The organism is Mesorhizobium sp. B2-4-1 (assembly GCF_006442185.1).
Taxonomy (GTDB): domain Bacteria; phylum Pseudomonadota; class Alphaproteobacteria; order Rhizobiales; family Rhizobiaceae; genus Mesorhizobium.
Window position 1 is genome coordinate 32,220 of sequence record NZ_VFVN01000013.1, and the last position, 19,650, is coordinate 51,869.

The 19,650-nt window shown below is 63.4% G+C and carries 20 protein-coding genes and 1 pseudogene; 8 read left to right on the plus strand and 13 right to left on the minus strand.

Annotated features, from left to right (window positions below):
• The first annotated feature begins 42 nt into the window (after positions 1 to 42).
• Complete coding sequence (locus FJ949_RS26115; RefSeq protein ID WP_140500530.1) at positions 43 to 735, plus strand: DUF1013 domain-containing protein; 693 nt, start codon at positions 43 to 45, stop codon at positions 733 to 735.
• Between the two features lie 65 nt (positions 736 to 800).
• Here FJ949_RS26115 and FJ949_RS26120 read toward each other — a convergent pair whose 3' ends face one another.
• The 4 genes and pseudogenes from FJ949_RS26120 to FJ949_RS26135 all read right to left on the minus strand — a co-directional run bounded on the left by FJ949_RS26120 (position 801) and on the right by FJ949_RS26135 (position 2,940).
• The gene (locus FJ949_RS26120) at positions 801 to 1,520 is read right to left on the minus strand and encodes a YafY family protein (protein WP_140500532.1); all 720 of its coding nucleotides are present in this window, start codon (positions 1,518 to 1,520) and stop codon (positions 801 to 803) included.
• 87 nt (positions 1,521 to 1,607) lie between these two features.
• Complete coding sequence (locus FJ949_RS26125; protein WP_224647093.1) at positions 1,608 to 2,051, minus strand: hypothetical protein; 444 nt, start codon at positions 2,049 to 2,051, stop codon at positions 1,608 to 1,610.
• Between the two features lie 55 nt (positions 2,052 to 2,106).
• Positions 2,107 to 2,692: pseudogene (locus FJ949_RS26130) on the minus strand (DJ-1/PfpI family protein).
• An 80-nt stretch (positions 2,693 to 2,772) separates the two neighbouring features.
• A complete protein-coding gene (locus tag FJ949_RS26135; RefSeq protein ID WP_140500534.1) occupies positions 2,773 to 2,940 on the minus strand; it encodes a hypothetical protein in 168 nt (55 codons plus the stop codon).
• A gap of 311 nt (positions 2,941 to 3,251) precedes the next feature.
• Between FJ949_RS26135 and FJ949_RS26140 the strand changes: the two genes are divergently transcribed.
• Positions 3,252 to 4,199, plus strand: coding sequence for a ring-cleaving dioxygenase (locus FJ949_RS26140; protein ID WP_140500536.1), 948 nt, complete (start codon positions 3,252 to 3,254; stop codon positions 4,197 to 4,199).
• 97 nt (positions 4,200 to 4,296) lie between these two features.
• Positions 4,297 to 4,476 carry a hypothetical protein gene (locus tag FJ949_RS26145; protein WP_181165425.1) on the plus strand — a complete coding sequence of 60 codons (180 nt, stop codon included), beginning with the start codon at positions 4,297 to 4,299 and terminating at the stop codon, positions 4,474 to 4,476.
• Between the two features lie 81 nt (positions 4,477 to 4,557).
• Here the strand turns inward: FJ949_RS26145 and FJ949_RS26150 are convergent, their stop codons facing one another.
• The 7 genes from FJ949_RS26150 to tkt form a co-directional block, all read right to left on the minus strand.
• Positions 4,558 to 5,274 carry an SGNH/GDSL hydrolase family protein gene (locus tag FJ949_RS26150; RefSeq protein ID WP_140500537.1) on the minus strand — a complete coding sequence of 239 codons (717 nt, stop codon included), beginning with the start codon at positions 5,272 to 5,274 and terminating at the stop codon, positions 4,558 to 4,560.
• 98 nt (positions 5,275 to 5,372) lie between these two features.
• Positions 5,373 to 6,104, minus strand: coding sequence for a thioredoxin family protein (locus FJ949_RS26155; RefSeq protein WP_140500539.1), 732 nt, complete (start codon positions 6,102 to 6,104; stop codon positions 5,373 to 5,375).
• Between the two features lie 167 nt (positions 6,105 to 6,271).
• On the minus strand, positions 6,272 to 7,297 hold the full coding sequence (locus tag FJ949_RS26160) for a class I fructose-bisphosphate aldolase (protein ID WP_140500540.1): 1,026 nt from the start codon (positions 7,295 to 7,297) through the stop codon (positions 6,272 to 6,274).
• Between the two features lie 125 nt (positions 7,298 to 7,422).
• Positions 7,423 to 8,619, minus strand: a complete 1,197-nt coding sequence (locus FJ949_RS26165) for a phosphoglycerate kinase (RefSeq protein WP_140500542.1) — start codon at positions 8,617 to 8,619, stop codon at positions 7,423 to 7,425.
• 168 nt (positions 8,620 to 8,787) lie between these two features.
• The gene (locus tag FJ949_RS26170) at positions 8,788 to 10,671 is read right to left on the minus strand and encodes a potassium/proton antiporter (protein WP_140500544.1); all 1,884 of its coding nucleotides are present in this window, start codon (positions 10,669 to 10,671) and stop codon (positions 8,788 to 8,790) included.
• 213 nt (positions 10,672 to 10,884) lie between these two features.
• Positions 10,885 to 11,895: a type I glyceraldehyde-3-phosphate dehydrogenase gene (gene gap / locus FJ949_RS26175; RefSeq protein ID WP_140500546.1), complete on the minus strand. Its 1,011-nt coding sequence runs from the start codon at positions 11,893 to 11,895 to the stop codon at positions 10,885 to 10,887.
• A 211-nt stretch (positions 11,896 to 12,106) separates the two neighbouring features.
• The gene (tkt, locus tag FJ949_RS26180; RefSeq protein WP_140500548.1) at positions 12,107 to 14,098 is read right to left on the minus strand and encodes a transketolase; all 1,992 of its coding nucleotides are present in this window, start codon (positions 14,096 to 14,098) and stop codon (positions 12,107 to 12,109) included.
• A gap of 259 nt (positions 14,099 to 14,357) precedes the next feature.
• On the opposite strand from tkt, the gene FJ949_RS26185 reads away from it, so the two are divergent.
• From FJ949_RS26185 to FJ949_RS26200, 4 genes are all read left to right on the plus strand, one after another.
• Entirely contained in the window at positions 14,358 to 14,630 is a 273-nt protein-coding gene (locus tag FJ949_RS26185; RefSeq protein WP_140500550.1) for a DUF4164 domain-containing protein, read from the plus strand.
• A gap of 4 nt (positions 14,631 to 14,634) precedes the next feature.
• The gene (locus FJ949_RS26190; protein WP_140500552.1) at positions 14,635 to 15,000 is read left to right on the plus strand and encodes a cell division protein ZapA; all 366 of its coding nucleotides are present in this window, start codon (positions 14,635 to 14,637) and stop codon (positions 14,998 to 15,000) included.
• 169 nt (positions 15,001 to 15,169) lie between these two features.
• Positions 15,170 to 15,829, plus strand: a complete 660-nt coding sequence (locus FJ949_RS26195; RefSeq protein WP_140500553.1) for a peroxiredoxin — start codon at positions 15,170 to 15,172, stop codon at positions 15,827 to 15,829.
• Positions 15,830 to 16,077: 248 nt separating this feature from the next.
• Positions 16,078 to 16,950, plus strand: a complete 873-nt coding sequence (locus tag FJ949_RS26200) for an MBL fold metallo-hydrolase (RefSeq protein ID WP_140500555.1) — start codon at positions 16,078 to 16,080, stop codon at positions 16,948 to 16,950.
• Between the two features lie 85 nt (positions 16,951 to 17,035).
• On the opposite strand, the gene rpoH is transcribed toward FJ949_RS26200, so the two are convergent.
• On the minus strand, positions 17,036 to 17,947 hold the full coding sequence (rpoH, locus tag FJ949_RS26205) for an RNA polymerase sigma factor RpoH (RefSeq protein ID WP_027023478.1): 912 nt from the start codon (positions 17,945 to 17,947) through the stop codon (positions 17,036 to 17,038).
• A 211-nt stretch (positions 17,948 to 18,158) separates the two neighbouring features.
• A complete protein-coding gene (locus FJ949_RS26210) occupies positions 18,159 to 19,214 on the minus strand; it encodes an RluA family pseudouridine synthase (RefSeq protein ID WP_140500557.1) in 1,056 nt (351 codons plus the stop codon).
• 25 nt (positions 19,215 to 19,239) lie between these two features.
• On the opposite strand from FJ949_RS26210, the gene FJ949_RS26215 reads away from it, so the two are divergent.
• Positions 19,240 to 19,638, plus strand: coding sequence for a fimbrial protein (locus tag FJ949_RS26215; protein WP_140500558.1), 399 nt, complete (start codon positions 19,240 to 19,242; stop codon positions 19,636 to 19,638).
• Positions 19,639 to 19,650: the final 12 nt, after the last annotated feature.

Below are 19,650 nucleotides of genomic sequence, written 5' to 3' on the forward strand. Positions count from 1 at the left end.
CGCCCGCGCGGGAACGCGGGCGAACGAGAAGGATTTTTAAAAATGGCCAATACGCTGCTGATGCCAAAGGCGACCGCTGTCTGGCTGGTCGACAACACCGCGCTTTCCTTCGAGCAGATAGCACAGTTCTGCGGGCTGCATCCGCTCGAGGTCAAGGCGATCGCCGACGGCGAATCGGCGCAAGGCATCAAGGGCATGGATCCGATCATGACCGGCCAGTTGACCCGCGACGAGATCGCGCGTGCCGAGAAGGATCCGAACCAGCGGTTGAAGCTTTCGGACCCCAAGGTGCGGGTGCCGGAATCCAAGCGCAAGGGGCCGCGCTACACCCCGCTGTCGAAGCGTCAGGACCGACCGAACGCCATTCTCTGGTTAGTGCGCAACCATCCCGAATTGAAGGACGCGCAGATCTCGCGCCTCGTCGGCACCACCAAGTCCACGATCGAGCAGATCCGCGAGCGCAAGCACTGGAACTCTGCCAACCTGCAGCCGATGGACCCGGTGACGCTCGGTCTCGCCTCGCAGATCGATCTTGACATGGAAGTCAACCGCGCATCGCGCGGCCGCGAGCAGGCACAGCCGGTCGGCGACACATTGCTGCCGGCGGCGCTGACCGAGCGCCTGGTTCCGGCTCCCGAAAAGCCGAAGGACGAGGATGCCGAACTCGACGCCAACGCCGTGTTCGCCAAGCTCTCGGCTCTGAAGTCGAAGGACAAGGATAACGACGAGGAGTAGAATTCTCGCGAACTCGACCGAAAAGCCCGCTTCGAGCGGGCTTTTTTATTTACGGGTTGGAGATCTCAGCTTCGCGCCGCACGGTCCGGCGCCATGCCGTAATCCTCGCTGCGTTCCACCGCCCGGTAAAAATCGGCGAGCTGCTTGCCGCGCTCCGGCTTGAAGACGCGGCCTGCGATGACCACCGAGGCGATGCGATCGATGCGGAAGGCGCGGAAATCGTCGCGCATCTCGCACCAGGCGACCAGTGTCCACACCTTGCCCCAGAACCAAAGGCCCAAGGGCCTGATGTCGCGGGCGGTGCCGCGGCCAGCTTCGTCCGAATAGTCGATGGTCAGCACCTGGCGCTTCTCTATGGCGCGCTCGATCAGGTCGATCGCTTCGCGCGCGGCGTCGCTCACCACCCACATCGGCGTGTGGATCTCAGTGCGGGCGATACGGTCCTTTTCGGCATCGGGCAGCACAGCGCCGATCTTGACCAAAGCCTCATCAGCGGCCCGGGCCATGGCCGCACCGCCAAAGGCACGCACCATGCGGGCGCCGGCGACCAACGCCACGATCTCGTCACGCGTGAACATCAGCGGTGGAAGGTCGAAACCCTCCCTCATCATGTAGCCGACGCCCGCTTCCCCGTCGATCGGCACTCCGGTCGACTGAAGGTCGGCTATGTCGCGATAGATGGTTCGCTCGGAAACCTCGAGCCATGTGCCAAGCTTCTGCGCGGTGACCAGACGGCCACCGCGCAGATGCTGCACGATCTGGAAGAGCCTGTCGGCGCGTCGCATCGTATGGTCCCTCGATGTTGTTCCTATGCATGTCGCCCAACCGGTTCCCACTTTTGGGCTGCATGCATCGTGTTCTTGCGCATGCCTTTATTCCGAAACCGCAGAACACTCGGCGGCATGCATCATGGTTTCAGGCCTTCGCACTCGCGCTGCGCGGCCACAGATTCCGCGCCGAAGGACAATTTCCTCCTTGTCGGCGTCATTGGCATCGAGCTCGCGCCAGAATGGCGCGACATCGCTCAGCGTCATGCCGTGCCCGAGATCCTCAATGGCTGCTTCGGCAACGGCACGCCGATGATAGCCGATCGCGACCGGGCATGTCACTTCGGCGCCACGGTCAAAGGCAAGCGCCGTGCGCAGCACGCGAACGTCCATCTCGACGCCTTCGGGAATCGAGCGGATGAATTCGTCGACCTGTTGCGCCGTCGGCACCAGCATCGTCTGCTCTTCGACTCCATCTGCCACCGTGCGCGGGGCCGGTTTGATGCCGTTCACCCCCGGCGTGTTCAATCTGTCGGTCCAGCTCTTCATCGCTCGTCCTGTTCACCGCTCGCATCTATGGCATGGCGCTCCTGACACCATTCTGTCAGGAGGGTTCAGCATACTCCCTGGCGAATAGCGTCCGCATCTCGGCAAGTTCGCCGTTTCGTTCAGGATAGAGCGTCTTCAGGAAGGCCAGCGCGAAGGTGCCGGGCGCCGAACCTGGCGCGGAAACGATCTTGCCGTCGGACACGGCATGCGGCACGTCCTGATAATTGTGATCGCCGGCATAGCCAGCAATGTGGCGATTGATCCAGTCACGGCCATTGCTGGTGTGCCTCGCCTTCTCGAACATGCCGGCTCGGGCCAGCGCCAGCGTTCCGGCGCAGATACCGCCGACGACACCATCCCGCATCGCAACGTCCCTAAGCAATTCCGCCACCTCGGGCGGCGCCTCGCCCGCCCATCGGTCGGAGCCAATGACGGCGATGGCATCGAGATCGGCATTTTCATCAGCGCCGGCCGAGCGGTCGGGCGTCAGCCGGAAACCGCTGATCCCGCTCACCGGCCTGCCATCGGAGCGAAACCGCGCGGGCGCCGAACCATTCGACCGCCGAGGCGGCCAGCAGGCCATATTCCCAGTCGGCGAAGCCGTCCATGAAAATAAGGCCAATTGTCTTCTGCTTGGGCATACGCTCGCTCCGTCCCTCGCCGGACTTATCATCTGGGCGTTGGGGCGCCCACATCCAACCGCTTTGCCGAAAAATTCGTCTCAATTGTCGCGAAGGCGACGTTCGGCATACATGTCCGGCCAGCCGATATCCTTGCGAATGTCCGCCGGCAGCGAGTTGATGAACCGCTGGGTGCGGATCTCGTTGCGCATCGTACGAATCTTGCCGACATAGTGCTGCATGCCGCGCAGAATGGTGGAACCGGTCATGGCTAGTCTCCTCTCTGTGAATGAAGACAGTATCGCACACCCCTCCTGACAGCAGTCTGTCAGGAGGATGGCAGGGCCTGGATAATAGTTGCGATCGGTGCGTTATCCCTGTGAAAGGTATCGTTTTCACTGCATCAGACCGCGGCCCGAAGCAGGTTTAGAAGGCCGAGATTGTTCACTAATGCAATGCCTGGTCATGATCCATTGTTCAGCCTTTGGCGACGGACTGTCAGGATACGTGGTCTCCAGCCAGGGATCCGAAGTTCTGATATGGAAGGAGAAAATTCTTCCCCAAAAACAGGGAGACGACCATGAGCCTTCAACTGACAGGAATTCACCATCTGACCGCCATCACCGCCAATGTGCGTGGAAATCTTCATTTCTATACAAGGGTGCTGGGTTTGCGGCTGGTCAAGAAGACGGTGAACCAGGACGATACCTCAGCCTACCACCTCTTCTATGCCGATGGCGAAGCGACGCCGGGCACCGACCTTACTTTCTTCGACTGGCCGGTCGGCCGCGAGCGACGCGGCACCCACAGCATTGTCCGGACCAGCCTCAGGGTTGGTGGCGAGGACAGCCTTGCCTGGTGGAAGCAACACTTGACTGACGAAAATATCGTCACGAGTGAGATTGCCGACATCGGTGGCTACGCCAGCCTGGATTTCGAGGACCCCGAGGGCCAGCGTCTGCGCCTCGTCAGCGATGACGGCAAGGGCGACAGCCGCCCCTGGGCGCAAAGCCGCGTGCCGGTCGAACACCAGATCCGCGGGCTCGGGCCGATCGTCATCAGCGTTCCCGACCTCACCAATACCGAAGCAGTGGTGACGCAAGTGATGAACATGCGCAAGGTCCGCGACTATGCCTCGCCGGAGGGCCAGGTTCAGGTCTTTGAAATGGGCGAGGGTGGGCCGGCGGCGGAATTGCACGTCCTGGTGCAGCCGGGACTGGCGCCGGCAAGGCAAGGTGCCGGTGCGGTTCATCACGTCGCCTTCAGGGCGCCGGACCAGGAGACGCTGCATCAATGGACGGCGCGGCTGGCCGAATTCCGTCTGCCGTCGAGCGGCGAGGTCGAGCGCTATTATTTCCGCTCGCTTTATTTCCGCGAGCCGAATGGCATCCTGTTCGAGATCGCCACTGACGGGCCGGGGTTCACCGCCGACGAACCGCTGGAGACGCTGGGCGAAAAGTTGGCCCTGCCGCCATTCCTGGAATCGAAGCGCGCTTCGATCGAGGCCGGCCTCAAGCCGCTGAAGTAGATCGTTCCCCGATCAAAGGCTGGCGCCGCGTTCCAGTCCGGATCGCGGCGCCTATTTTTTTCGAGCGACGAACGACGCGCTTTGACAGCCGACCGCGATGCTGGTCAAAGGCGGCATGTCGAAACTCCTCGCCCTCGTCATCCTTGGCATCATGGTCATCCAGTTGATCAAGCCGCTCGGCTGGCCGGGGCTGAAACGGCGCAGCGACTTCTGGAAGCTGGCGCTCCTGGCCATGGCGGCCATTTCGATAACGGCCGTGCTTGGACATTGGACGTAGCGCAGTTCCAGGAAGGTGTCTGGCGGTTTCCCGCCTGGAATGCGCAGGATGGCATATCGGGCCGGCACGAGCCGGCGGCAATCACTCTTCGATCACGCAGCCGACGAGGTGCTCGGCCCAGGCCCGGTAACCGGCTTCCGATGCATGAAATCCGTCCGAGGCGAAGCCGGCTTCGGGATTGGTGATCGGCAAGCGCGGCGCCGGCACCGCACCGCGTTCGAGGCAAAGACGTTTGCCCATCCGGTTCATCTCACCGGCGCGAATTTCCAGGATCTTGCCGAGCAGCGGCGGCATGGCTGGCGCTTGCGTGAACTCCAGCACAGGAGACCACACCACGCGGGCCTCAGGCCATTTGGCGCGCAGGGCGTAGAGCAGACCGCCGAACGCCCTCTTGAAGCGGGGCACGGAGTGGAAATTCTTGGTGTCGTTGGTGCCAATGGCGAGCACGATATGCGTCCACGGATCGGCCGAGAGATTGGGCAGGACGTGGTCGCGGATCTGCCCCGACGTCGCCGAATTGAACCCGGCGGCGCGCCAGCGCACGGCGCGGCCGGTTCGCTGCGAGATCAGGACGGCCAGCTGCGCGGCCAGGCCATTCTCGGATTTTTCGATGCCGACCGAGGCGGCGGAGGAATCGCCCAGCACCAGCAGCCAGACCGCCGGCTGGCCGCCGGCTATCTCATGCATGACCGGGCCTTGCGCGGGCAGCATGCGCGAGGTGCGTCGGCGCACGCCAAGCCCCTGCCAGACATAGACAGGGAAGGCGAGCCAGGTGAGGAGAGCCGGAAAGCGTCGCATCGAGCAGCATTTAACGCATGTTGCGCCGGAGGTGAACGATCCTTGCACCGGTGGCGGACGCCTTCAAGCGTCCAATGTTCGATGGGATCGCTGAATGCCTAAGCCCTGTCCGCTTGCGACCTGTTTCCATACTGGTCATGCAGCCGCACCCAGTCCATCAAGGTCCTATAAGGCCCGGTCTCGTCGCGGCCTTTCGGCGCAAGGTCGAGATATTGATAGGCGCCGATCAGCTGTTCGCTGCCGCGGGCGCGCGACATGAAGGTCAGGAAGATGTCGCCGGTCTCGTCCCGGTAGAACACGGTGGTGCCCGGCAGGTCTTTCGATTTCAGAACGGGCGTCTCGAAGTTGTAGATCGCTTCACCGGATGCGATCTGCTTGTCGGTGAACGACACCTGCATGTCGAAGTTGAAGTCCGAGGCATAGGATGAGACCCAGTCGAATTTCCAACCCATGCGCTCTCGGTAGGGCAGCAGCTCGGCGAGCGGCGCGCGTGACACCGCGACAAGTGACACGTCATGGTGTCTCAGATGCTGATTGGCACCGTCCATGTGGTCGGCGACGAACGCACAGCCTTCGCAATGATGGGTCGAGCCGGACCCGAACACGAAATGATAGACGATCAGCTGGCTGCGGCCGGCGAACAGTTCGGCCAGGCATCTTGGACCCTGCTCGGTTTCGAAGACGTAGTCCTTTCTCACCTTCAGCCAGGGCAATTCGCGCCGTTCCGCCGCGATGCGCTCGCGAAATCGCGTCAATTCCTTCTCGCGCGCCAGATGCGCTTTGTGTGCCCGGAACCAATCCTCGCGTGAAACGACCTTGTTGCGATGCATGAACCTCTCCCTGGCTTCATCCCAAGGACGTTCGGGACGGGCATGAGCCGACATCGCGCCGGCTGCGCTGGAGAGAAATAGGGATGGAGGCGCTTCATCCCAAGTCCGGCGGAGCGCAGCAAAACCCGGGCGCATGGCCCGGGTCCGATAGAGACGGAAAACCGTGGTCAGGCAGCCTGCTCCAGGCTCGGCTTCCATTGTCCAAGCGCCGCCAGGTGGTTCATGTGGGCACGGTGGGTGAAGGCGGCCTGACCCGCGGCAACATTGGATGCCTTGCCGCTCCAGGCCTTCTGCGGGGCAGCCTGCAGGGCGCGGCCATAGGAGAAGGTCAGTTTCCACGGATGCGGGCCGATGGCGTTGATGGCGTTGAGGTTGGCGGTCGCTTCCTCGTCCTCCTGGCCGCCGGAGAGGAAGGCGATGCCCGGCACCGCCGCCGGCACGGCCTCACGGAACAGTTTTATGGTCTTTTGCGCGACCTCTTCAGGGCTGCTCACCGCGCCCGACTTCCTGCCCGCCAGCACCATGTTGGGCTTCAGGATCGTGCCCTCGAGCACCACCCGGGCCGCGTAGAGCTCGTCGTAGAGCTTCGTCAGCGTCGCCCTCGAGATTTCATAGCACGTGTCGATGTCGTGGGCGCCGTCCATCAGCACTTCCGGCTCGACGATCGGCACGATGCCGGCTTCCTGGCAAAGGGCCGCATAGCGGGCGAGCGCATGGGTGTTCGCGCTGATCGAGGTGACCGACGGCACGCCCTTTGCCTTGTCGATGTCGATCACGGCACGCCATTTGGCGAAGCGGGCGCCGAGCTTGTAATAGTCGGCGAGCCGCTCGCGCAGGCCGTCGAGGCCCTCGGTGACCGTGTCGCCGGGAAAGCCGGCCAGGGGCTTGGCGCCGGCATCGACCTTGATTCCGGGGATGGCGCCTGAAGCCTTGATGATATCGACCAGCGGCGTGCCATCGGCCGCTTTCTGCCGAATGGTCTCGTCGTAAAGGATGACGCCGGAAATATACCTGGTCATGGCGTCACTGGTGCGGAACATCATCTCGCGGTAGTCGCGCCGGCTGTCCGCGGTCGATTCGACGCCGATGACGTCGAAGCGCTTCTTGATGGTTCCCGAGCTTTCGTCGGCGGCCAGCAGGCCCTTGCCGTTGGCCACCATCGCGGCGGCAATGTCTTCGAGACGTTCGCTCATCGTGCTTCTCCTTGACGGTGTTGTTCTGCGCCTGACAGGACACTACCGCCAAAGGAATGACGCCGGAAAGCTCCAATCGATCGAAAGTCCCGGCAACGCCGCGCGCTCGCCTCGAGTTGATCGTCTCAATGCTTGAGCACGTCGACGCCCGGCAGCGGCTTGCCTTCCATCCATTCGAGGAAGGCGCCGCCGGCAGTCGAGACATAGGTGAAATCGTCGGCAACCCCGGCCTGGTTGAGCGCCGCCACGGTATCGCCGCCACCGGCCACCGAAACCAGCTTGCCGGCCTTGGTGCGCGCCGCCGCATGCCTGGCTGCCGCCATCGTCGCGCGATCGAAGGGTTCGATCTCGAACGCGCCGAGCGGCCCGTTCCAGACCAAGGTCGCGGCGCGGTCGATCCAGTCGGCAACGGCCCTCACGGTCTTTTCGCCGACATCGAGGATCATGCCATCCGCAGGCACGTCGGCGATGGCCACGGTTTCGCTGGCCGCGCCCCCCTTGAATTCCTTCGCCACGACGCCGTCGACGGGCAGGATGATGGCGCAGCCGGCCTCGGCCGCCTCGATCATGATCTGCTTGGCGGTAGCGGCGAGGTCGTGCTCGCACAGCGACTTGCCGACATCGGTGCCGCGTGCGGCGAGAAAGGTGTTGGCCATGCCGCCGCCGATGACCAGCGCGTCGACTTTCTTGACCAGGTTCATCAGCAGGTCGATCTTGGTCGAGACCTTGGCGCCGCCGACGATGGCGACCACCGGGCGAACAGGATTTCCAAGGCCCTTCTCCAGCGCTTCCAGTTCGGCTTGCATGGTGCGGCCGGCAAAGGCTGGCAACAGATGCGCCAGTCCCTCGGTCGAGGAATGCGCCCGGTGGGCAGCGGAGAAGGCGTCGTTGACGAAGATATCGCCATTGGCGGCGAGCCGTTCGGTGAAGGCCGGGTCGTTCTTCTCCTCGGCCTTGTAGAAGCGGGTGTTCTCGAGCAGCAGCACGTCGCCCTTGTTCATCGCGGCGACCGCACTTCCCGCCGTGTCGCCGACGCAGTCGCCGGCAAAGCCCACGGGACGGCCAAGCACCTCGGCCGTCGCCCTGGCGATCGGCTCCAGCGAGAATTCCGGCGAGGGACCGTCCTTGGGCCGGCCGAAATGGGCGAGCAGGATGACCTTGGCGCCCTTGCCTGACAATTCAGCGATGGTCGGCGCGATGCGTTCGATGCGGGTCGTGTCGGTGACCTTGCCGTCAGCGACGGGAACGTTGAGGTCGACGCGCACCAGCACGCGCTTGCCATTGATGTTGCCGATATCGTCCAGTGTCTTGAAGCTGGCCATGCTGGTTCCTTTCGCTGAGAAATCGCCGGGACCATACCCCGCACCGACGACGATGCAAGACTTGGCTGGGGAGGGCGCGAAATTTTCAAGGCGAAGGCGAAGGCGAGGGCGTTGACGTCGCGAAGCGTCAGGGCAGGCGGATGAGGGGGGCGCAAAGGGTCGCCGTTGTCAGCTCTCGGTCGTCGCCTTTTCCGCCGCCGGCTCCGGTTTCTCGTCCGCGTGTGCCTCTGCGATCGGTGGTTCCACCGGCTTGCGCCAAGTCTGGACGAAGGCCTTGATCCGGTCGGCGATCTCGCCGGCGCTGAGGAAGACCGGTACCCGCGCAACGGGCGCGGTCGGTTCGAAGGAGAGGCCCAGGCCTGTGATCCTGCCCTTGTCGTCGACATCGCGCACGATCAGCTCGATCGGGCCGATCAGCACGCGGTCAGCATATTCGGCATGGCCGCCGAGCCGCGCCGTGACCAGGGCGCCGACGGTGAGCTTCTGTTCCGCCTCGCTCAGGCCCGGCGCGTATGCGGCTTCCAGTTCGGCAGCGGAACGCGCCGGATCGACGGCGAAGGCGCCGAAGAAATCGGCGTCCTCGGGGTCGACGACGGCGCGGCTGGCGAACAGCTTGTCGAGCAGGCGTGGATAGCGGTCCGGCACGAAGATGTAGACCTGGTCGCCGGCGGCAAGCCTGCCCATGTCCTGGAAACGCATCGAGCGTCCGTCGCGCAACACCAGCGAGGGCCGCGCCCAGCGAGGGATGCGCTCGCCGCGCGCCACCGGGCTGCCCGGCGCGACGCGGTAGGCGAGGAGCTCGTGATGGGCCGAGCCCGGCAGTTCGAGCTCGACCTTGTCCAGAGGTCCGAGCCGCGCCGGCACGATCAGGCCGAGACGGCGCGCCAGCGGACCAACGGTCCAGCCCTGGATGACGAGCGACACCAGGACGATGATGAAGGCGGCGTTGAAGATGGTGCGGCCATTCTCCAGCCCGCCGAGCAAGGGAGTGATGGCAAGCAGGATCGAGACGGCGCCGCGCAGGCCGACCCAGGAAACGAAGGCGACTTCGGGGCGCGGCAGACGAAACGGGACCAGGCAAAGCCAGACCGCGATCGGCCGGGCGACGAACATCAGGAACAGGCCAAGCAGCACCGCCGGCACCATGATCGCCGGGAATTGCGAGGGCGTCGCGAACAGGCCGAGGATCAGGAACATGATGATCTGCGCCAGCCAGGACATGCCGTCCTGGAAGCGCTTGAGGATGGTGACGGCGCGGATGTCGGAATTACCCGCGATGAGACCGGCAAGATAGACCGCCAGGAAACCGGAGCCGCCGATGGCGCCGGCGGCGGCGAAGACCATCAGCGATAGGGTCAGCACGAAGATCGGCAGCAGGCCATGGTCGAGATTGAGCCGGTCGACGAGGCGCACGATGGCGAGGCCCCCCAGCACGCCGACAATGGCGCCCAGGCCCATGTTAATGAGGAAGCCGAGGACGAGGTTGGTGACCAGGACATTGGCCTCGGGGTCGGCATGGGCGGCTATGATCTCGACCAGGGTGATGGTCAGGAAGATGGCGATCGGATCGTTGGTGCCGGACTCCACCTCCAGCGTGGAGCGCACGCGCTCGCGCAGATTGATCTCGCCGGCGCGCAAAAGGAAGAACACGGCGGCCGCGTCGGTGGAGGCGACGGCGGCACCGAGCAGGAAGGATTCCAGCCAGGTGAGATCGAGCATATAGTAGGCGGCGGCGCCGAACAGGCCAGTGGTGAGGATCACGCCGAATGTGGCCAGAGACAGCGCCGGCCCGGCTGCCTGCCGCAAGGCATTGAGAGGCGTGCCGAAGCCGGAATCGAACAGGATCACCGCCAGCGCCAGTGAGCCGGCAAAATAGGCGATGCGGGCATTGTCGAACTCGATGCCGAGGCCATCGGTCCCGGTGGCGAGCCCGATGCAGAGAAACAGAAGCAGCAGCGGTGCGCCGAAGCGGAAGGCGATCAGGCTCGAAAACGCGGCGACGACGACAAGCGCGGTGCCCACCAGCGTGACGAGATAGATCGCATGCTCCATCCGTGACTTGTCCCCTGCCTCTTCTCTCGATTCAAGGAAGAGTGGGGCGAAGGCATGGCCGGCGCAAGGCGGGAGAGCGGTTTTTTGGCCGAAGCCCTACAAGTTCGTCGTCCTTCGGCTTAGCAGGAGCGAAGCGGCGCCTTGCCGAGCACTCCGACGAAAAACGCCCGGACCAAGCCGGGCGTTTCAAGTCTCTGGAAGATGGGCCCGCGATCAGGCGATGGTCTTGCCGAAGGCGACCGCGGTATCGCCCATGCGATTGGAGAAGCCCCATTCATTGTCGTACCAGGACAGCACCGAAACGAAGTTGCCGTCCATCACCTTGGTCTGGTCGAGCGCCACGATCGAGGAGTGCGGGTCGTGGTTGAAGTCGATCGACACGTTCGGATGATGGGTAACCGACAGGATGCCCTTGAGCTTGCCATTGGAGGCGGCGATCACAGCCTCGTTGATCTCCTGCGCCGACGTCGAGCGCTTGGCGATGAACTTGAAGTCGACGAGCGAGACGTTCGGCGTCGGCACGCGGATCGAGATGCCGTCGAGCTTGCCCTTGAGCTCGGGCAGCACCAGGCCGATGGCCTTGGCGGCACCGGTCGAGGTCGGGATCTGCGAGAGTGCCGCGGCGCGGGCGCGGTAGAGATCCTTGTGCATGGTGTCCAGCGTCGGCTGGTCGCCGGTGTAGGAATGGATCGTCGTCATCATGCCCTTTTCGATGCCGACCGTCTCGTGCAGGACTGCGGCCAGCGGCGCCAGGCAATTGGTGGTGCAGGACGCGTTCGAGATGACGATGTGGTCCTTGTTCAGCTTGTCGTGATTGATGCCGTAGACGACGGTGAGGTCGGCGCCTTCACCGGGCGCCGAAACGAGGACGCGCTTGGCGCCGGCGGTCAGGTGTGCGGCTGCCTTGTCGCGGGCGGTGAAGATGCCGGTGCATTCGAGCGCGATGTCGACGCCGAGCTCCTTCCACGGCAGCTGGGTCGGATCCTTGATCGCGGTGACCTTGAACGTCTCCTTGCCGACGGTGATCTGGTCGCCGGAAACCGATACTTCGTGCGGGAAGCGGCCGTGTACGCTGTCGTAGCGCAGGAGGTGGGCGTTGGTTTCAACCGGGCCGAGGTCGTTGACGGCGACGACGTCGATGTCCTTGCGGCCGGATTCATGGATGGCGCGCAGGATGTTGCGGCCGATGCGGCCGAATCCGTTGATGGCAACTCTGACGGTCATTTTTCTCTCCTTGGGAGCTGGAGGGCAGACGATTGGTCCGCAGCTTCATAGCGGCGGAAGCGGAAAGAATCCAGCCGCGGCGACGTGGATTTAAATCGATTAGGTCAGGCCAGTCCGGCGGAACCGCTGTACGCGGTTTCGCCGAGCGTTCTTGTTTCATACATGTCGCTGTCCCAAAATCGAGATACACTTTTGGGCAACAAGCACGGCCTTACTTGCCATGCAGGCGGGCTTCCGCCGCCTTGGCGGCCGCCTCGGCGGTGATGCCGAAATGCGGATAGAGCTGCTCGATCGTTCCCGAGGCGCCGAAGCCGGTCATGCCGATGAAGATGCCATCGGAGCCGATGAGGTGATCCCAGCCCTGGCGGATGCCGGCTTCGATCGCCATCTTCACCTTCGCATTGCCGATCGTCTTGCGGCGGTAGTCCTCGCTCTGCTTATCGAACAGTTCGAAGCAAGGAACCGAGACGACGCGGGTCGGATGGCCGTGCTTCTCCAGGAGGTCACGGGCGCCGAGCGCGATCTCGACTTCCGAACCCGTGGCGAAGATCGTCACCGCGGCTTCGCCGCTGGCGGCGGCGAGCTCATAGGCGCCCTGGCTGCTCAGGTTCTTCTCTGTGAATTCGGTGCGCACGGTCGGCAGGTTCTGTCGGGTCAGCGCCAGCGTTGACGGCGTCTTTTCCGATTCAAGGGCCAACTGCCAGCATTCGGCGGTCTCGACCGCGTCCGCCGGACGGAACACGTTGTGGTTGGGGATGGCGCGCAGTGCCGCCACATGCTCGACCGGCTGATGGGTCGGGCCGTCTTCGCCGAGACCGATGGAGTCATGGGTCATGACGAAGATCGAGCGGACGCCCATCAGCGAGGCCAGTCGCATCGAGGGGCGGGCATAGTCTGAGAAGCACAGGAAAGTGCCGCCATAGGCGATCAGGCCGCCATGCAGCGTCAGCCCGTTGATGGCGGCAGCCATGCCGTGTTCGCGGATGCCGTAGTGAACATAGCGCTGGCCGTAGTCGTCCGGGGTGATGTTCTTGGTCTGGCTGGTCTTGGTGTTGTTGGAGCCGGTGAGATCGGCCGAGCCGCCGATGGTTTCGGGCACGGCGCCGTTGATGACTTCCAGCGCCATTTCGGAAGATTTGCGGGTGGCGACCTTCGGCTTGTCGGCGGAGAGCTTCTTTTTGTAGTCGGCAATGACGGCGTCGAAGTTGGACGGCAGCTTGCCGGCAACGCGGCGCTCGAACTCTGCCCTGAGCTTGGCGTCGGCCTTGGCGAGGCGACCTTCCCAGTCGGCGCGCGCCTCGGCGCCGGCCGTGCCGGCCGTGCGCCAGGCATCGAGGATGTCGGCTGGAACCTCGAAGGGGGGTGACTCCCAGTTGAAGAACTTGCGCGCGCCGGCGATCTCGTCGGCGCCGAGGGGCGAGCCGTGCGCCTTGTTGGTGCCGGCCTTGGTCGGGGCGCCGAAGCCGATGGTCGTCTTGCAGGCGATCATCGTCGGCTTGTCGGAATGGCGGGCGGCTTCGATCGCATAGGCGATGGCTTCCGGATCCGTGCCGTCGATGTGGCTGGCGTTCCAACCGGAAGCCTGGAAGCGCGCGACCTGGTCGGTATTGTCAGCCAGCGACACCGGGCCGTCGATCGAGATGTTGTTGTTGTCCCAGAACACGATCAGCTTGTTGAGCTTGAGGTGCCCGGCAAGCGCGATCGCCTCCTGGGAGACACCTTCCATCAGGCAGCCGTCGCCGGCCAGCACATAGGTGTAGTGGCTGACGAGGTCGTTGCCGAAGGCGGCGTTCATGATGCGCTCGCCGAGCGCGAACCCGACAGAATTGGCAAGGCCCTGGCCGAGCGGGCCGGTGGTCGTTTCGATGCCGGCGGCGTGGCCATATTCGGGATGGCCGGCGGTTTTCGAGCCCAACTGGCGGAAGTGCTTGATCTGGTCGATCGTCATGTCTTCGTAGCCGGTCAGGTAGAGCAGCGAGTAGAGCAGCATCGAGCCATGGCCGGCCGACAGGATGAAGCGGTCGCGGTCGGCCCAATGCGGCGCCTTGGCGTCGAATTTCAGGAAACGGGTGAACAGCACCGTGGCAATGTCGGCGCAGCCCATGGGCAGGCCGGGATGGCCGGAGTTCGCCTTCTCGACCGCGTCCATGGAGAGAAAGCGGATCGCATTGGCCATCCGGTCATGTTGTTCACGCGACGTCATGGTTCCTCCGGGGTGGGGTTTGGGGCCTTGGGAGAGCCCTTGAAAAGCGTGCGCGACACATAGCAGGCGCGCACTTTTAGTCAACAAACCGGTGCGCATTTGCCGGCCTTGTGATGCCGCGGGCAGGCCTATATTAGCGTTAGCAGGGGACAGTCGCGAGAGCTTTGTTGACGTCGCCTTCACCCGGTGCCTAATGTTTCAGAGATAACGCGTTCTGAACGCGAGCGATTCGGTGATGGGCAGGGCACAGGACGAGGCCATGACCGGGGAAACGACACTCAAGGAAGTCATCGCAAGGCTGGGCAAGGCCATGGAAGGCCTGGAAAACGCCGTCGCGGCCAAGCTCGAGCATGAGCGCGATTATTCGGAAGCCGAGGCCGAGGTGCAGCGGATGAATGCCGACCGCTCGCGGCTGGCGCAGGAGCTCGACAGTTCCGAGGCGCGCGCCGAGCGGCTGGAGGATGCCAACAAGGAAGTGTCGCGACGACTGGTGACCGCCATGGAAACCATCCGCGCTGTGTTGGATAGGTAGGCTGATGGCACAGGTCACGGTTTCCATCGACGGCAAGCAGTATCGGATGGCCTGCGACGAAGGCCAGGAAGAGCATCTGATCGATCTCGCCGAGCGTTTCGACCGCTACGTCTCGCATCTGAAGGATTCATTCGGCGAGATCGGCGACCAGCGGCTGACGGTCATGGCCGGCATCATGGTCATGGATGAACTCTCGGAGCTGCAGAAGCGCGTCAAGGGCATGGAAAGCGAAGTGCTGACCTTGCGCAAGACCCGCGACGAGGCGCTGACCAAGGCCGACAAGAGCGACAGCGTGCTGACCAACGCGCTTGGCGCGCTGGCGCAGCGCATGGAAGATCTTGCGGCGACGCTGGCCGTCAACAAGGCATAAGCGGTCTCCTCGGAAATTCCTGCCGAACTTGGCGGCAAGAAGAGAAATTTTTTCGCGGGCGTGACGGGCGCCTGTGGCTTTAGGCATTTGTGGGTTGCCGCCGAGGTGTTAAAAAGATTTGAGCGCTCGCCAGCCGTTGCCGGCAACATTTCAAGGGTAGGGAAACAACATGAGCCTTCGCATCAACGATATCGCCCCGGATTTCACCGCCGAGACCACGCAAGGACCGATCAGCTTTCACCAGTGGATCGGTGACGGCTGGGCGGTGCTGTTCAGCCACCCGAAGAATTTCACTCCCGTCTGCACGACCGAGTTGGGCACGATGGCGGGGCTCGAGGGCGAGTTCAAGAAGCGCAACGTCAAGATCATCGGCATTTCGGTCGATCCGGTCGAAAGCCACGGCAAATGGCAGGACGACATCAAGACGGCGACCGGCCATTCGGTGAACTATCCGCTGATCGGCGACAAGGATCTCAAGGTCGCCAAGCTTTACGACATGCTGCCTGCCGGTGCCGGCGAGACCTCGGAAGGCCGCACGCCCGCCGACAATGCCACCGTGCGTTCGGTCTATGTCATTGGGCCCGACAAGAAGATCAAGCTGGTGCTGACCTATCCGATGACCACGGGCCGCAACTTTGACGAGATCCTGCGCGCGGTCGATTCCATGCAGTTGACCGCCAAGCACCAGGTGGCGACGCCGGCGAACTGGAAACAGGGCGAGGACGTCATCATCACCGCGGCCGTTTCCAACGAGGACGCCATCAAGCGCTTCGGCGCCTACGAGACCATCCTGCCCTATCTCAGGAAGACCAAGCAGCCTTCCGCGTAAAGCGGCTCTCCGGTTCACGGAAACGGCGAACCATCTCTTTGTTTTTGCGCAATTCCTTGGGCAAAGCGCCACGCGCCTTTCCCGGGAAACCGCTTGGAATTGCTCCAGTTGCCTGGCCGGCATTTTTCGACTTCCGTCGCTTTTCTGGCAAGGCGTGCTTGACGGCAGGGCCCCGCTAGACAAGCATGCTCTTATGTTGCTCTGGCAGAGAAAATCATTCCTGTCTGGCTAACGGAGGGGACGTCGGATTGGACATAGGTTCGGCAAAGCCTGAGGTCACCGGTTTCCACGACAAGCCGACCGGCGCCATCCAGTATGTCGTCGCCGACCGGGTGACGAAGCGGTGTGCCATAATCGATCCGGTCCTCGACTTCGACGAGAAGTCCGGCGCAGTTTCGACAGCCAATGCCGATGCGCTGCTGGATTTCGTCAGGGCGGAGGGACTGAGCGTCGAATGGATTCTCGACACCCATCCGCATGCCGATCATTTCTCGGCCGCGCAGTACCTGAAGCAAAGGACCGCGGCGCCGACGGCGATCGGCGAGAGGATCGTCGAGGTCCAGAAATTGTGGAAGGCGATCTACAACTGGCCGGATTTCCCCGCCGACGGCTCGCAGTGGGACCGGCTGTTCGGCGACGGCGAGGTTTTTCGGGTGGGAACGCTTCCAGCAAGGGTGCTTTTCTCGCCCGGGCACACGCTGGCGTCGATCACCTATGTGATCGGGGATGCAGCCTTTGTTCACGACACGCTGTTCATGCCCGACAGCGGCACGGCAAGGACGGATTTTCCCGGCGGCAGCGCCGCGCGCCTGTGGCACTCGATCCAGGGCATTCTGGCCCTGCCGGAGGACACGCGCGTCTTTGTCGGCCATGATTATCAGCCCGGCGGGCGCCAGGCGTTATGGGAGAGCACGGTTGCCGCGCAGAAAGCCGACAACATACATCTTGCCGCCGCGCGCGGCGAGGCCGAATTCGTTGCCCTGCGCGAGGCGCGCGACCGGACATTGCCGATGCCGAGGCTGATCCTGCATGCGCTGCAGGTCAACATGAATGGCGGACGCCTGCCGGAACCGGAAGCCAATGGCCGACGGTATCTGAAATTTCCGCTGGATGGGCTTTGAAGCAATCACAGCACCCGCTGCGGTATACAAAAAGGCGGCGCCAGTCTCCTGACGCCGCCGTTTTATCTTGTTGCCGATGCCGGCTTTAAGCCGCCGGCTGCGCCTCGATGGTGCGCAGCGCCTGGGTCTGGCGCTTGGCGGCGGCCTTGACGGCATCCTGCACCTTCTCGAAAGCGCGCACTTCGATCTGGCGCACGCGCTCGCGGCTGATGTCGAACTCAGCCGACAGTTCTTCCAGGGTCAGCGGCTCATCGGCGAGGCGGCGCGCCTCGAAGATGCGCCGTTCGCGTTCGTTGAGCACCGCAAGAGCACCCGACAGCATGCCGCGCCGGTTTTCCAGCTCGTCCTGCTCGATCAGCATCTCTTCCTGGCTTTCGTGGTCGTCGACCAGCCAGTCCTGCCATTCGCCGGACTCGCCTTCCGTCGCCCGGATCGGCGCGTTGAGTGAGGCGTCGCCCGACAGGCGGCGGTTCATCGACACGACTTCCGCTTCCGAGACGTTCAGCCTCGTGGCGATTTCGGCGATCTGGTCGGGCTTGAGGTCGCCGTCGTCAAGCGCCTGAATCTTGCCCTTCACCTTGCGCAGGTTGAAGAACAGACGCTTCTGGTTGGCGGTCGTGCCCATCTTGACCAGGCTCCACGAGCGCAGGATGTATTCCTGGATCGAGGCCTTGATCCACCACATGGCGTAGGTCGCGAGGCGGAAGCCACGCTCTGGCTCGAATTTCTTGACGGCCTGCATCAGGCCGACATTGCCTTCCGAGATCACTTCGCCAATCGGCAGGCCGTAGCCGCGATAGCCCATGGCGATCTTGGCGACGAGCCGCAAATGGCTGGTGACGAGCTTGTGCGCTGCGGAAGTGTCCTCATGCTCGGCATAACGCTTGGCGAGCATGTACTCTTCTTGCGGCTGAAGCATCGGAAAGCGGCGGATCTCTTCCAGGTAGCGGCTGAGGCCGCCTTCGCCGGAAACGATACTGGGTAGTGACTGGGCCATGATAGCGCCCCCTCTCTATTGGAGTGATGCCCCCGAAACGCGGCGGGCATGTGACGCGAGCACCAAAGGCTCGCTCGCGACATCAGATATATACAGGAACAAAACCAGAAAAGACAGGCATTTGTTCAACACGAAACAGTGTGTCACGCTGAAGTGAACAACGCCAGTCAGGTTTTTTGATGGTTGATTTGAAGCTTGCCGGGCGGCGGATTCAGAGACTGCGAAAGCCGCCGACGAGTTCCTCCATGTCCCTCGGAATCGGTGCCTCGAACCTCATCGATAGATGGGTAGTCGGATGGCGAAATTCAAGGAGCCAGGCGTGCAAAGCTTGCCGGGAGAAGGCCTTGACCTGGCTTCTCAGCGGTTCGGGCAACCGGTTGGCCTTGGTGCGAAAGGCTTGGCCGTAATCGGGATCACCGAGTACCGGATGACCGATATGGGCCATGTGGACGCGGATCTGATGGGTGCGGCCGGTCTCCAGGCGACATTCGACCAGACTTGCGGTCGCGAATTCCTTTTGGTTTTCGCCGAAGCGCTCCTGCACCGCAAAATGGGTGACGGCGCGGCGGGCATCGTCGCGTCCTTCGGGTACTACGGCGCGACGCACACGGTCGGCGGCGCGGCCGAGTGGGGCATCCACCGTTCCGGCCGGCCGCTGCGGTATGCCCCAGACCAGCGCCAGGTAGGCGCGCTCGAGATCGCCTGTCAGGCCGTGATCGGCAAAGGCCTCCGAAAGCGCCTTGTGGGCGCGGTCGGTCTTGGCCACGACCATGACGCCGCTGGTTTGCTTGTCGAGGCGATGAACGATGCCCGGCCGGCGCACGCCGCCGATGCCGGACAGGCTGTCGCCGCAATGATGGATCAGCGCATTGACCAGCGTGCCGGTCCAATTGCCGGCGCCGGGATGGACGACAAGCCCGGCGGGTTTGTTGATGACGATCAGTTCGTCATCTTCATAGAGGATATCGAGGGCGATGTTTTCCCCCTGTGGCTCCGCCGGTTCCGGCTCCGGCATGGCGACCGAGACAGTTTCGCCCGGCGACATCTTGCACTTGGTCTCGACAACGGCCTTGCCGTCGACCAAGACCGCGCCCTGCCTGATCAGCATCTGCACGCGGCTGCGCGACATTTCCGGGCCGAGCCTGCCTGCCAGCCACTGATCGATGCGCTGGCCGGCATCGTCGGCGCCGGCCACGAGCACGATCGGTTCTGCCTGCATGAATTGGTCCTCTATCAATCCGGGGGCCTCTTCGTTATGAGCGCTCATCGAGAATCGTTCCGGAATGTTTGCCATGGCCCGCCCCGCCGCCGACGAAGACGCCGTTGTTGAAGGCGGGGAAAAGCCGCTCAACCCCGAGATCGAAAAGGTGCGCGGCAGGCTCATCCGCTTCATGGCCATCAATCTCGGCCTGCTCTTGCTGGCCCTTATGGTGGTGATCGCGGCGATTGTCTACAAATCACGCAAGGCAGCGCCGGTGAGCCCGCCGCTGGCCGGCGACATCCAGGTGCCCGCCGGCGAACCGCTCAGCGGAGACATCGTGCTGCCGGTCGGCGCCAGGGTGGTCAGCCAGTCGCTATCCGGCAATCGCGTCTCGATCGACGCCGAACTTGTCGATGGCAGCCGCACGATCTTCGTCTACGATATGGGCGAGCGGCGCATAATCGGCCGCTTCGCGATCCGCAACAAATGAAGCCCGGCGCGC